13 protein-coding genes are annotated in these 12,460 nt (G+C 68.8%); 5 read left to right on the top strand and 8 right to left on the bottom strand.

Features of this window, described 5'->3' with window-relative positions:
* Positions 1–3: 3 nt before the first annotated feature.
* On the bottom strand, positions 4–1,017 hold the full coding sequence (thiL, locus tag FJ887_RS05680; RefSeq protein ID WP_137825215.1) for a thiamine-phosphate kinase: 1,014 nt from the start codon (positions 1,015–1,017) through the stop codon (positions 4–6).
* Positions 1,018–1,049: 32 nt separating this feature from the next.
* Between thiL and FJ887_RS05675 the strand changes: the two genes are divergently transcribed.
* Positions 1,050–1,577 carry a DUF3515 domain-containing protein gene (locus FJ887_RS05675; protein ID WP_081590999.1) on the top strand — a complete coding sequence of 176 codons (528 nt, stop codon included), beginning with the start codon at positions 1,050–1,052 and terminating at the stop codon, positions 1,575–1,577.
* Here FJ887_RS05675 and FJ887_RS05670 read toward each other — a convergent pair whose 3' ends face one another.
* The 7 genes from FJ887_RS05670 to leuC all read right to left on the bottom strand — a co-directional run bounded on the left by FJ887_RS05670 (position 1,578) and on the right by leuC (position 8,682).
* On the bottom strand, positions 1,578–2,693 hold the full coding sequence (locus FJ887_RS05670) for a D-alanine--D-alanine ligase family protein (RefSeq protein WP_140954590.1): 1,116 nt from the start codon (positions 2,691–2,693) through the stop codon (positions 1,578–1,580).
* 70 nt (positions 2,694–2,763) lie between these two features.
* Positions 2,764–3,297: a YbhB/YbcL family Raf kinase inhibitor-like protein gene (locus FJ887_RS05665; protein ID WP_009378233.1), complete on the bottom strand. Its 534-nt coding sequence runs from the start codon at positions 3,295–3,297 to the stop codon at positions 2,764–2,766.
* Between the two features lie 41 nt (positions 3,298–3,338).
* Positions 3,339–4,352: an NAD(P)H-dependent glycerol-3-phosphate dehydrogenase gene (locus FJ887_RS05660; protein ID WP_009378231.1), complete on the bottom strand. Its 1,014-nt coding sequence runs from the start codon at positions 4,350–4,352 to the stop codon at positions 3,339–3,341.
* Entirely contained in the window at positions 4,349–5,155 is an 807-nt protein-coding gene (locus FJ887_RS05655; protein ID WP_009378228.1) for a lysophospholipid acyltransferase family protein, read from the bottom strand. The genes FJ887_RS05660 and FJ887_RS05655 overlap by 4 nt, the downstream gene beginning before the upstream one ends.
* Complete coding sequence (murA, locus tag FJ887_RS05650; RefSeq protein ID WP_009378226.1) at positions 5,152–6,468, bottom strand: UDP-N-acetylglucosamine 1-carboxyvinyltransferase; 1,317 nt, start codon at positions 6,466–6,468, stop codon at positions 5,152–5,154. Before murA ends, FJ887_RS05655 begins: the two co-directional genes overlap by 4 nt.
* 120 nt (positions 6,469–6,588) lie before the next feature.
* A complete protein-coding gene (leuD, locus tag FJ887_RS05645) occupies positions 6,589–7,188 on the bottom strand; it encodes a 3-isopropylmalate dehydratase small subunit (RefSeq protein ID WP_063249053.1) in 600 nt (199 codons plus the stop codon).
* Positions 7,189–7,197: 9 nt separating this feature from the next.
* Positions 7,198–8,682, bottom strand: a complete 1,485-nt coding sequence (leuC, locus tag FJ887_RS05640) for a 3-isopropylmalate dehydratase large subunit (RefSeq protein WP_063249054.1) — start codon at positions 8,680–8,682, stop codon at positions 7,198–7,200.
* Positions 8,683–8,867: 185 nt separating this feature from the next.
* On the opposite strand from leuC, the gene FJ887_RS05635 reads away from it, so the two are divergent.
* From FJ887_RS05635 to FJ887_RS05620, 4 genes are all read left to right on the top strand, one after another.
* On the top strand, positions 8,868–9,584 hold the full coding sequence (locus FJ887_RS05635; RefSeq protein ID WP_009378215.1) for an IclR family transcriptional regulator: 717 nt from the start codon (positions 8,868–8,870) through the stop codon (positions 9,582–9,584).
* 7 nt (positions 9,585–9,591) lie between these two features.
* The gene (locus FJ887_RS05630; protein WP_119296440.1) at positions 9,592–10,350 is read left to right on the top strand and encodes a DeoR/GlpR family DNA-binding transcription regulator; all 759 of its coding nucleotides are present in this window, start codon (positions 9,592–9,594) and stop codon (positions 10,348–10,350) included.
* Positions 10,351–10,480: 130 nt separating this feature from the next.
* Positions 10,481–12,178: a sodium:solute symporter family protein gene (locus tag FJ887_RS05625; protein WP_119296439.1), complete on the top strand. Its 1,698-nt coding sequence runs from the start codon at positions 10,481–10,483 to the stop codon at positions 12,176–12,178.
* Between the two features lie 17 nt (positions 12,179–12,195).
* A complete protein-coding gene (locus FJ887_RS05620) occupies positions 12,196–12,453 on the top strand; it encodes a hypothetical protein (RefSeq protein WP_063249057.1) in 258 nt (85 codons plus the stop codon).
* Positions 12,454–12,460: the final 7 nt, after the last annotated feature.

Genomic DNA, 12,460 nt, shown 5'->3' with positions numbered 1-12,460 from the left:
CCGTCACTTCCCGAAATGGCTGAAGCCGCTCGTCGGCACGGGGGCGCCGTCGAGGCTGACTCCGCTGCCGTCCTGCATCTCTCCGATTCTCCGCCAGCCTACCGGGTCACCCTGACTCACCGGTGCCGACGCGACGAAGCCGTGGTCCTCTCCCCCGTCGAGCACCCAGTGCAGGGCGAGCTCGTCGATACCCGCATCTGTCGTCTCCCCGCCGCGGGCGTCGAGGACGTAGCGGGCGGCGGGGCGCAGCGCAGCGATGAGGTCCTCGAGCGCGGCCCGGTCGATGTCCGCGCGGACCCCGGAGGCCTCCGCGATGCGTCCGAGGTCCGTGCTCAGTCCGTCGGAGACGTCGATCATCGCCGAGGCGGCCGGACGGTGGGCGATCGCCGCGTAGTCCGGTTGCGGGGCGAGCTGGGTCCCGATGAGCCCGGCGATGTCGTCCGGCAGCTCGGGGTCGCTGCCGGCCCCGGCGAAGAGGAGGTCGAGTCCGGCCGCCGAGCGCCCGAGGGTGCCGGCGAGCCAGATCTCGTCACCCGGGCGGGCGCCCGCCCGGGTGACGGCCTCCCCGGGGGCGACCGTGCCGAGGGCGGTGATCGCGGTGACGATGAGACCCGACGAGGAGAGATCGCCGCCGATGATCGGCACTTGGGCGCCGAGTGCCCGACCTGCGCGCTCGGCCTCGGCGACGATCCCTGCGAAGAGCGCTTCGAGATCGGTCACGTCCGTGTCATCGGGCACAGCGAGGGAGGCGAGGAGGCCGTGGGGCCGGGCGCCCATCGCGCAGACGTCGGCGAGGTTCTGGGCGGCGGCCTTCGTGCCGAGGCGGGACCAGTCGAGCCAGTCGCGGGTGAAGTCCTCGTTCTCGACGAGCATGTCGGCCGTCGAGACGAGCCGGCCGGTGATCTTCGTCACGGCCGCGTCGTCGCCGGGGCCGACCTCCTCATGGGCCCCTGACCTGCGGTGGGCCAGGAGACGGCGGAGCACTTCGGATTCGCCGAGATCGGACAGTCGGGTCATGTCACCACCCTATCGGGCGATACGCTGGAACCATGCCTGCGAACTCCCGCCGACGCCTAAGCGCCACCTCGCCGCTCGTGCGTGCTGTCGCCGCTGTGACCATCGGCGTGCCCGTGCTCACGACGGTCCTGTCCGGCTGTGCGAAGACGGTCATCGTCGAACCCGCCGAGGATGCGGCGAACCCGAAGTGCGCGGACATTTTGCTCCGCCTGCCCGTCGAAGTGGGCGGCGAGCAGGAGCGCGACACCTCCTCGCAGGGGACGAAGGCGTGGGGCGACCCGAACGTCGCAGTGCTCCGCTGCGGCGTCACCCCTCCGGGTCCGACCACGGACAAGTGCGTGAGCGTGAGCGGGGTCGACTGGGTCTCCAAGGGAGGCGAAGAGGACGACACGTGGGTGTTCACGAGCTACGGCCGCACCCCGGCCGTCGAGGTCCTCGTCAACCGCAAGCTCGGCTCGGGCGCCGACGTCCTTGCCGGCATCTCGCCCGCGCTGCAGGCGTTCCCGCCCGAACGCGAATGCGTCGGTGCCGAGGACGTCGACGCTCCCCCGGAGGGCTAGTCAGCTCCGGCGGGCGTGGTCGGTGAGCGCGATGCCGATGAGTTCGCTGATGAGGCTCGGATAGTCGATCCCGGAGTTCGCCCACATGAACGGGTACGCCGAGGTGGGGGTGAAGCCGGGCAGCGTGTTGATCTCGTTGATGAGCACCTCACCCGAGTCCGTGACGAACGTGTCGACGCGGGCCAGCCCCGTGCAGTCGAAGAGCCGGAACACCGCCGCCGAGAGCTCGCGGATCCGTGCCGTCGTCGCATCGTCGACGTCCGCGGGGCACGTGAGCTTCGCATAGGCGAGGTCGAGGTACTTCGCTTCGAAGTCGTAGAAGTCGTGATCGCCGGAGACCTCGATCTCCCCGGGGTACGAGGTCCGCAGTTCGGCGTCGTCGAGGGATCCGAGCACGGCGCATTCGATCTCCCGGCCGATGACCTGGGGTTCGACGATGACCTTCGTGTCGTGCTCGTAGGCAGCGAGCAGCGCGGCCTCGAGCCCGGCGGGGTCGGCCACCCGGCTCACGCCCATCGACGATCCGGCTCGGGCCGGCTTGACGAAGACGGGGAAGCCGAGGGCTGCCACCCGGGCCTCCGCCTCGGCGCGGTCGGCCTCCCACATCGTCTCGGTGACCAGCTCCCACGGGCACGTGGGGATCTCCGCATGGGCGAGCAGGGACTTCGTGAAGTGCTTGTCCATGCTCGCAGCCGAGGCGAAGACGCCGGAGCCGACGAACGGGGTGTCGCTGAGCTCGAAGAGTCCCTGGAGGGTGCCGTCCTCTCCGTACTGGCCGTGGAGGACGGGGAAGAAGACGTCGACGGTCTCGAGCTCGGAGTAGACGCCGTCGGCGTCACGGTGGATGAGCGGGGCGCCTTCGGCGGAGACGCGCGGGATGATCTCGGTGCCGTCGTCGGTGACCTCGGGCATGTTCTCGGGGTCGAAGCGCATGCTCGCCCAGTCCTCGACGATGCGCCAGACACCGGACTTCGTGATCCCGATCGGCAGGACCCGGTACGCGTCGTCGTCGATGGCGCTGATCACCCCGGCGGCCGTGACGCAGCTGACGGAGTGTTCGCTCGACCGTCCTCCGAAGAGGACTGCGACGAAGGGCCGGTGATCGGTGTCTGACATATGTTTCCTTGCTCGGGGACTCTCATGTGTCCCCGCACGCTCTCACGTGCGGGGACGGGGGCGTGCAGGCTCAGCCGGCCTCATAGGTGCATTCGAGCCAGGCCCGGCCGATGCCCTTGAAGTACATGTTGAAGCCGGCGTAGGCCGGGCTCGCGCTCTCGTCGATGCCCAGCGGCTCGGAGAGTGCGGTGACGATGAAGTAGTACCGGTGCGGGCCGTGGCCCTCGGGAGGGGCGGCGCCGACGAAGCGCGGCTCGCCCGCGTCGTTCTTCAGCGTCACGGCACCGGCGGGCAGGAGGTCGGCCTCGGGGTTGCCGGCGTCGGTGGGCAGTTCGGTCACCGAGGCGTCGAGGTCGGTGACCGTCCAGTGCCAGAACCCCGACCCGGTCGGGGCGTCGGGGTCGTAGCAGGTGACGGCGAACGCCTTCGTCTCCTCGGGGAAGCCCGACCACGACAGCTGCGGGGACTTGTCCTCACCGCCGGGCACACCCATCGCTCCGGAGGCCTGCGCCGCCGGAAGCGGTGCCCCGTTCTCGATGTCGGTGCTGGTCAGGGTGAAGGTCGGCAGCTCGGGAAGGTTGTAGAACGGTGAGTTGACGCTCATGTCTGCTCCTTGGCTCGTGGGACTCGTGGGACGATTCCGGCTCACGCCGGCGGGCCTTCGTGCTTACGCTTCCGAGACAACAGCAATCCCGCGAGTTCGTCAACCTGCAGGTGACCGGCGAGCACCGCGCTCACCGCCTCGGTGATCGGCAGGTCGACGCCGTATCGCTCCCCGAGGGCGAGGACCGCGGGTGAGGACTTCACCCCTTCGGCCGTCTGCTCGGTGTGCGCGATCGTCTCCTCGAGGCTCATCCCCTCGCCGAGGTGGCGCCCGAACGTGCGATTGCGCGAGAGCGGGGAGGCGCATGTGGCGACGAGGTCGCCGAGCCCGGCGAGACCGGAGAGCGTGTGCGGCTGGGCTCCCATCGCCGCGGCGAGACGGGAGGTCTCGGCGAGGCCGCGGGTGATGATCGAGGCCTTCGAGTTGTCGCCGAGGCGCTGCCCGTCGGCGATGCCGACGGCGAGAGCGATGACGTTCTTCACCGCCCCGCCCATCTCGACGCCGACGACGTCGGTGTTCGTGTACGGCCGGAAGTACGCGTTCGCGCTGATCTCGGCGACCACCTCGGCGGTGGCGGCATCGGAGGAGGCGACGACGGTCGCAGTCGGCTGGCGTTCGGCGATCTCCCGGGCGAGGTTGGGCCCGGAGACGACGGCGATCCGTCCGGGATCGACCTCGGCGACCTCGGCGATGACCTCCGACATCCGCTTGCCCGTCTCGACCTCGATGCCCTTCATCAGGCTGACCAGGCGGACGTCGGGACGCAGGTGCGCCTTCCACCGGCTGAGGTTCTCCCGCAGGGTCTGCGCGGGCACGGCGAGGATGACGACGTCGGCGTCGGTGACGGCGGCGATGTCATCGGTGGTGGCGGTGATCGTCTCCGGCAGCTCACGGTCGCCGAGGTAGCGGGAGTTCGTGTGCGCCGTGTTGATCTCCTCGACGGTCTCCTCCCGGCGTGCCCAGAGCGCGACCGGGAAGCCTGCGTCGGCGATGACGGCGGCATACGTCGTCCCCCACGATCCTGCGCCGAGCACGGCGATCTTGTCTGCGCTCATGAGCCGGCCTCCTCGGTGCGGAACCTCTCGGGCAGCTCACGGCCGGAGAGATCGGCGACCATGCCTGCGATGGTGTTCGTCAGCCTCGTCGTCAGCGTCGCCATCGAGCTCCTCTCCCCCCGGTGCTCCCAGAGGTCGGTGTAGTCCAGCGGTTCGCCGAAGCGGACGACGCTGGTGTGCGTGAGCGGGCGCGGGCGGGGAATGAGCCGACCGCGGGGTTTGACGGTCTCGAGCCCCCAGTGCGCGGCGGGGACGATCGGCGCCCCCGTCTCGAGGGCGAGCCGGGCCGTGCCGGACTTGAAGCGCTCGGGCCAGAAGTGCTCGTCCTTCGTCAGCGTCCCCTCGGGGTAGATGACGACGGTCTCGCCCTTCTGCAGGGCCTCCTTCGCGTATTCGAGGGAGTCCCCCGCCTGCGCCGAGGCGCGCAGCACCGGGATCTGGCCGAGTCCCTTGAGGATGACGCCGAGGGGCCCGGAGAAGAGCGTCGACTTCGCGAGGAAGTGCGGGAGCCGGCCGCTGCGCCACACGGCGAGTCCGACGAGGATCGGGTCGAGGTGGTTGGCGTGGTAAGCGGCGACGATCGTGCCCTGACCCACCGGCAGCGCCTGGGCGTTCTCGATGCGCATCTTCGAGGTCAGGCGGAAGAGCCCGTAGGCCGCCGAGGCGACACCGAAGGCGACCCGGCGCTGCGAGGCGACGTCCTTGGGTTCGAACGAGACGATGTGCTCACCGGGCTGCCTGCTCGCGCCCCTGCCGCCGTTCGCGCCCCTGCCCGTGCCGGCATCCCTGCCGGTGCCGCTCATGCCGAGACCTCCGCACCGAGGCCCTGGAGTTTGTCGAGGAAGTTCTCGTACCCGCGGTTGATGAGCTCGATCCCGTGGACCTCGCTCCGGCCCTGGGCGGCGAGGGCGGCGATGAGATGGCTGAAGCCGCCGCGCAGGTCGGGGACGTCGATGCGGGTGCCCTTGAGCTCGGTCGGTCCGGACACGACGGCCGAATGCGCGTAGTTCCGCCGCCCGAACCGGCACGGGGTGCCGCCGAGGCATTCGCGGTAGAGCTGGATCTTCGCCCCCATCTCGACGAGGGCGTGGGTGAAGCCGAAACGGTTCTCATAGACGGTCTCGTGGATGATCGACAGTCCCTCGGCCTGGGTCATGGCGACGACGAGCGGCTGCTGCCAGTCGGTCATGAAGCCGGGGTGGACGTCGGTCTCGAGGGCGAACGAGGAGAGCCGGCCGCCGGGGTGGCGGAAGCGGATGCCGGTCTCATCGACCTCGAATTCGCCGCCGATCTTGCGGAAGACGTTGAGGAACGTGATCATCTCCGGCTGCGAGGCGCCCTCGACGACGATGTCACCGCCGGTGGCGAGTGCGGCAGAGGCCCACGAGGCGGTCTCGTTGCGGTCGGGCAGTGCCCGGTGGATGTACCCGTGGAGGGAGTCGACCCCTTCGATGCGCACGACTCGGTCGGTGTCGACGGTGATGATCGCGCCCATCTTCTGCAGCAGCGCGATGAGGTCCATGATCTCCGGTTCGATCGCCGCTCCCCGCAGCTCGGTGATGCCCTCGGCACGCACGGCCGTGAGCAGGACCTGTTCGGTCGCTCCGACCGAGGGGTACGGGAGTTCGACCTTCGTGCCCTGGAGGCGGCGCTTCGTCGAGAGCATGATGCCCCCGGCGGTCTTGTCCACCTCGGCGCCGAACTGCCGGAGCACGTCGAGGTGGAAGTTGATGGGGCGGTCGCCGATGTGGCATCCGCCGAGGTCGGGGATGAACGCCTGCCCGAGGCTGTGGAGGAGGGGTCCGCAGAAGAGGATGGGGATCCGGGAGGATCCGGCGTGGGCGTCGATGTCGACGATCGAGCCCTGGGCGACCTCGGAGGGGTCGAGGTGCAGCTCGCCGTCAGGCTGGTCCCCGTCGGGGGCCTGGCTCACCCGCACCCCGTGGAGTTCGAGGAGACCGGTGACGATCTCGACGTCGCGGATCTGCGGGACTCCGCGGAGGACGGACGGGGTCTCTCCGAGCAGGGAGGCGACCATCGCCTTGGGCACCAGGTTCTTCGCGCCCCTGACCCGCACGGTTCCCCCGAGCGGATTTCCGCCGCGGACTTCGAGCATGTTCCTCCCTCTGATCGTCGAACAGCGCACTCGTCGGCACCGCCTCGGGAGGCCGTCCCGAGTCGATTCCGGACTCGTCCAAGACTAGCGCAGACGACGCCCCGACCCGGAGTCGGCGGATCAGACCCGCGCAGGCAGGGTGCGGGGTTTGTGAGCGGGCCGCCCGGCCTCGTACGCCGCGATCTCGTCCTCTTTCGCCAAGGTCAGGCTGATGTCGTCGTGGCCCTCGAGGAGACGCCAGCGCGTGTAGTCGTCGATCTGGAAGGGCACCGTGAGCGAGTCGCATGTCACGGTCCTCGACTCGAGGTCGACGGTGATCGAGGTGCCCGGATGGTTCTCGAGGATCTTCCAGATGAGTTCGATGTCGTCCTGCTCGAGCTGGGCGGCGAGCAGGCCCTCCTTACCGGAGTTGCCGCGGAAGATGTCGCCGAAGCGCGAGGAGAGGACGACGCGGAACCCGTAATCCTTGAGCGCCCACACGGCGTGCTCACGGGAGGAGCCGGTGCCGAAGTCGGGGCCTGCGACGAGGACGGAGCCGGATGCGAAGTCGGGGTCGTTGAGGACGAAGTCCTCGGCCGTGCGCCAGCGGGAGAAGAGGGCGTCTTCGAAGCCGGTGCGGGTGACCCGCTTGAGGAACTTCGCGGGGATGATCTGGTCGGTGTCGACGTTCGACCGGCGCAGGGGCACGCCGATGCCGGTGTGGGTGGTGAAGGCTTCCATGGCTGCTCCTTACGCGTTCGCCGAGGTGGGGGTGAGGGGGATCGTCGGGCGCTCCGGGATCCAGTCCACCGGTTCGGCGTCCCGGGGCAGGTCGGCGACGTCCCCGGGCGAGGACAGGGTGCCGCGGACCGCGGTCGCTGCGGCGACGAGCGGGGAGACGAGATGGGTGCGTCCGCCCTTGCCCTGCCGGCCCTCGAAGTTGCGGTTCGACGTCGAAGCGCACCGCTCCCCCTCGGCGAGCTGGTCGGGGTTCATCCCCAGGCACATCGAGCAGCCGGCGAAGCGCCATTCGGCACCGAAGTCCTTGAAGATCACGTCGAGGCCCTCGGCTTCGGCCTGGAGGCGGACCTTCGCGGATCCGGGGACGACCATGAAGCGGACGTTCTCGGCCTTCCGCCGGCCCCGGACCACCTCGGCGGCGGCACGGAGATCCTCGATCCGGGAGTTCGTGCACGATCCGAGGAAGACGGTGTCGACCTCGATCTCGCGCAGCGGGGTGCCCGGGGTCAGGCCCATGTAGGCGAGCGCGTTCGCGGCGGCGACCTTGTCGTTCTCATCGGCGAAGTCGTCAGGCGAGGGCACCGCGGCCGACAGCGGCAGGCCCTGACCGGGGTTCGTCCCCCACGTGACGAAGGGTTCGATGTCGGCGGCCTCGAGGACCACCTCGGCGTCGAAGGTCGCGCCCTCATCGGTGTAGAGGGTCTTCCAGTACTCCACGGCGGCGTCCCAGTCCTCGCCCTCGGGGGCGTGGGGGCGGCCCTTGACGTAGTCGAAGGTCGTCTCGTCGGGGGCGACCATGCCCGCGCGAGCGCCGGCCTCGATGGACATGTTGCAGATCGTCATCCGCGCCTCCATCGACAGGGAGCGGATCGCCGAGCCGCGGTACTCGAGCACGTAGCCCTGTCCGCCGCCGGTGCCGATCTTCGCGATGATCGCGAGGATGATGTCCTTGGCCGTCGAGCCCTCGGGCAGCTGCCCGTCGACGGTGATCGACATCGTCTTGAACGGCTTGAGGCTGAGCGTCTGGGTGGCGAGGACGTGTTCGACCTCGGAGGTGCCGATGCCGAAGGCGAGCGCCCCGAACGCTCCGTGGGTCGAGGTGTGCGAGTCGCCGCAGACGACGGTCGTGCCCGGCTGGGTGAGCCCGAGCTGGGGGCCGACGACGTGGACGATGCCCTGATCGGCGTCGCCGAGGCTGTGGAGCCGGATCCCGAACTCCTCGGCGTTCTTCCGCAGGGTCTCGATCTGCGTGCGCGAGGTCGGTTCGGCGATCGGCTTGTCGATGTCCCACGTGGGCGTGTTGTGGTCCTCGGTGGCGATCGTGAGGTCGGGGCGGCGCACGGGGCGCCCGGCGAGTCGGAGTCCGTCGAAGGCCTGCGGGCTGGTCACCTCATGGACGAGGTGGAGGTCGATGTAGATGAGGTCCGGCGCTCCGTCCTCCCCCTCGGAGACGACGTGATCGGCCCAGACCTTCTCGGCCAATGTGCGTGGCATGGTTCCTCCCGCCGGTACGGAGATCCTCCGTACGCGTTGTGCTTCTTCTCGGCGTCCGAGTGCGGTCGCCTGGGGCATCCGATCGGCTCGCCGGATGCTCACCGATGGGTGTGGACAGGAATCTACTCGCCCGTATCGCATTCCGAACTTGCATCTCGCTCAATGAGACGCGCACAATGGTGTCTATGACAAGCAATGGTAGCGGCGTCGGCGTCATCGACAAGGCCGCAATGGTTCTCTCCGCCCTCGAGGCCGGACCTGCGTCTCTGGCCGAGCTCGTCTCGCTCACCGGACTCGCTCGACCGACCGCTCACCGTCTCGCCGTCGCCCTCGAGTTCCACCGCATCGTCGGCCGTGACCTCCAGGGACGCTTCGTCCTCGGTCCGCGACTGGCCGAGCTCTCGTCTGCCGCCGGCGAGGATCGCCTCCTCGCCGCCGCCGGACCGGTGCTCGGGCAGCTGCGCGACCAGACCGGCGAATCGGCGCAGCTCTTCCGCCGCCAGGGCGATCTGCGCCTGTGCGTGGCCGCGGCCGAACGCCCCGTGGGTCTGCGCGACTCGGTGCCGATCGGGGCGACCCTGAGCATGCGGGCCGGGTCCGCTGCCCAGGTGCTGCTGGCCTGGGAGGAGCCCGACCGCCTCCACACCGGCCTGCGCGGCGCCCGGTTCTCCGCGACCATGCTCTCCGGTGTCCGCCGCCGAGGCTGGGCGCAGTCGATCGCCGAACGCGAACGCGGCGTCGCCTCCGTTTCCGCCCCCGTGCGGGGTCCGAGCAACCGGGTCGTCGCCGCGGTCTCGATCTCCGGACCCGTCGACCGCCTCACCCGCCAGCCGGGCCGGCTCCACGCGAAGGCCGTCGTCGACGCCGCCCGGGCGCTCACCGAGGCCCTCGTCCGAGGCTGACGGCGCGATGATCGCCGCCCAGAGACGCCGCATCATCGTCGAGACGATCGAACGCGACGGCGCCGTCTCGATCTCCGCCCTCACCGAACTCCTCGACGCCTCGGCGGTGACCATCCGCCGTGACCTCGATCAGCTCGCCGACGAGGGCCGACTCCACCGCACCCACGGCGGTGCAGTGATCGCTTCGAGTGCTCGCGAGTCGAGCTACGCGGAGAAGCTCGAACAGGCGCTGGCTGAGAAGACCGCGATCGCGATCGCCGCGGCCGCCCACGTGCGCCCCGGCGACGTCGTGGCACTGGGGCCCGGGACGACGACCGAGCTGCTCGCCAAGGAGCTCGTCGGGCGCACCGGTCTGCGCGTGGTGACGAACTCCCTCCTCGTCGCCGAAGCCATGGTCGGCTCCCCCGACAACGAGGTCATCGTCGTCGGCGGCGCCCTCCGCCATCCGATCCGCGCCCTCGTCGGAGGGAGCACCGTGACCCAGTTGCAGGGGCTGCGCGTCGACACGGCATTCCTCTCCGGCAACGGTCTCGCCGCGGACTTCGGCCTCTCCACCCCGGCCGTCCCCGTCGCCGACACCGACCGGGCGATGGCCTCGCGGGCCGAGCGCGTCGTCGCCCTCGTCGACCACACGAAGATCGGCGTCCGCTCCTCCGTCCTCACCGTCCCCACGGACGAGATCGGCACGGTCGTCACCGATGGGAAGAGCGACGCGGGAGAGATCGAAGCCCTGCGCACGGCCGGGGTCGACGTCGAGGTCGCCTGAGACGACCGCGGAATAACGATCAAAACTTTTCAAACCCGTTCACTAGCGATCACGCGAACTCTGTTCTAGAGTGTCGATCTGAGACGGCTGTCATGATGCGCAGCCATTCACCGACGACGCTGGAGGACCCGTGGACGACATCCGACTCGACGCGCAGTGGATCGACTATCTGCTCATCGCGATCTACTTCGTCTTCGTCCTCGGAATCGGCTGGTTCGCCAAACGCGGCATCTCCTCGAGCATCGAATTCCTTCTCTCCGGACGCAGCCTTCCCGCCTGGGTGACCGCACTGGCCTTCGTATCCGCGAACCTCGGCGCCGTGGAGATCATGGGCATGTCGGCGACCGGTGCTCAGTACGGCATGCCGACGATGCACTACTTCTGGATCGGCGCCGTCCCGGCGATGCTCTTCCTCGGCGTCGTGATGATGCCCTTCTACTACGGTTCGAAGGTCCGCTCGGTCCCCGAGTTCATGCGCAGACGCTTCGGCACGGGAGCCCACCTCGTCAATGCGCTCTCCTTCGCGATCGCGCAGATCCTCATCGCCGGCGTCAACCTCTTCCTCCTGGGCACGATCGTCAACCGTCTTCTCGGCTGGCCGCTGTGGCTTGCGCTCGTCGTCGCCGCGGCGATCGTCCTCTCCTACATCACACTCGGCGGTCTCACTGCTGCGATCTACAACGAGGTACTCCAGTTCTTCGTCATCGTCGCCGCCCTCCTCCCGCTGACGATCATCGGACTCAATCGTGTCGGCGGCTGGGACGGCCTCGTCGAGAGAGTGAGCAATGATGGGATGCTCGGGGCGGAGCAGCTGAGCAGCTGGCCCGGCGAACAGCTCTCGGGCTTCTCCAACCCCGTGCTCTCGGTGATCGGGATCGTCTTCGGTCTCGGATTCGTCCTCTCATTCGGCTATTGGACGACGAACTTCGTCGAGGTGCAGCGGGCCATGGCCTCGAAGAGCATCAACGCTGCCCGACTGACTCCGATCCTCGGTGCCTTCCCGAAGATGCTCATCCCCTTCATCGTCGTCGTTCCCGGCATGATCGCCGCCGTGCTCGTCACCCAGCTCACGCAGTTCAAGCAGATCTCGATGACCGTCGACGAGGCGACCGCCCAGGCCCAGACCGGTGTGACCTACAACGACGCGCTCCTCCTGCTCATGCGCGAGGTCCTGCCCAACGGTCTCCTCGGCATCGCGATCGCCGGTCTCCTGGCGGCATTCATGGCCGGGATGGCCGCGAACATCTCCGCATTCAACACGGTCTTCAGCTACGACCTGTGGCAGCAGTACGTGGTCAAGGACCGCGAGGACGACTACTACCTCAAGGTCGGGCGGTACGCCACGGTGGGAGCGTGCGTCGTCGCAATCTTCACCGCCCTCATCGCCGGCAACTTCTCCAACCTCATGGACTACCTGCAGACGCTGTTCGGCTTCTTCAACGCTCCGCTGTTCGCGACATTCATCCTGGGCATGTTCTGGAAGCGCATGACCGCGACCGCCGGCTGGGTCGGTCTCGTCGGGGGCACCCTCTCAGCCGTGGCCGTCTTCATCCTCAGCGAAACCGGCGTGTTCGACCTGCCCGGACAGGGCGCAGCGTTCCTCGCCGCCAGCACGGCCTTCGTCGTCGACATCGTCCTCTCGGTGATCGTCACCTATCAGACCACTCCGAAACCGGCTGCGGAGCTGCGCGGACTCGTCTACTCGGAGACGCCGAAGGCCGACTTCGCCGATGCGAACGAGCCGACGCCTCCGATCTGGAAGCGACCGGTGCCCGTCGCCGGCGTCGCCCTGGTCCTTGTCATCATCCTCAACGTGACCTTCGGGTGAAGGAGAAGGAGAGCGCAATGAGCACACCGAACGAACTGACCAAGACCGCAGGCGCCTTCGACATCCGCAACGTCATCGGAGCCCTGTTGGGGATATTCGGAATCATCCTTGCCCTTGTCGGCATCATCGGTTTCACTCCGGACGAGGCGGCCCGGACCGGGGGAATCGACGCCAACCTCTGGACCGGCATCGGTCTCATCCTCACCGCGGCGGTCTTCTTCATCTGGGCGCGGATGCGTCCGATCCGCATCGTCGACGAGGATGCAGGCGAGTAGCCTCAAC

The organism is Brevibacterium sp. XM4083 (assembly GCF_006489205.2).
Taxonomy (GTDB): Bacteria; Actinomycetota; Actinomycetes; order Actinomycetales; family Brevibacteriaceae; genus Brevibacterium.
This window is presented reverse-complemented; position numbering and strand designations above follow the sequence as displayed.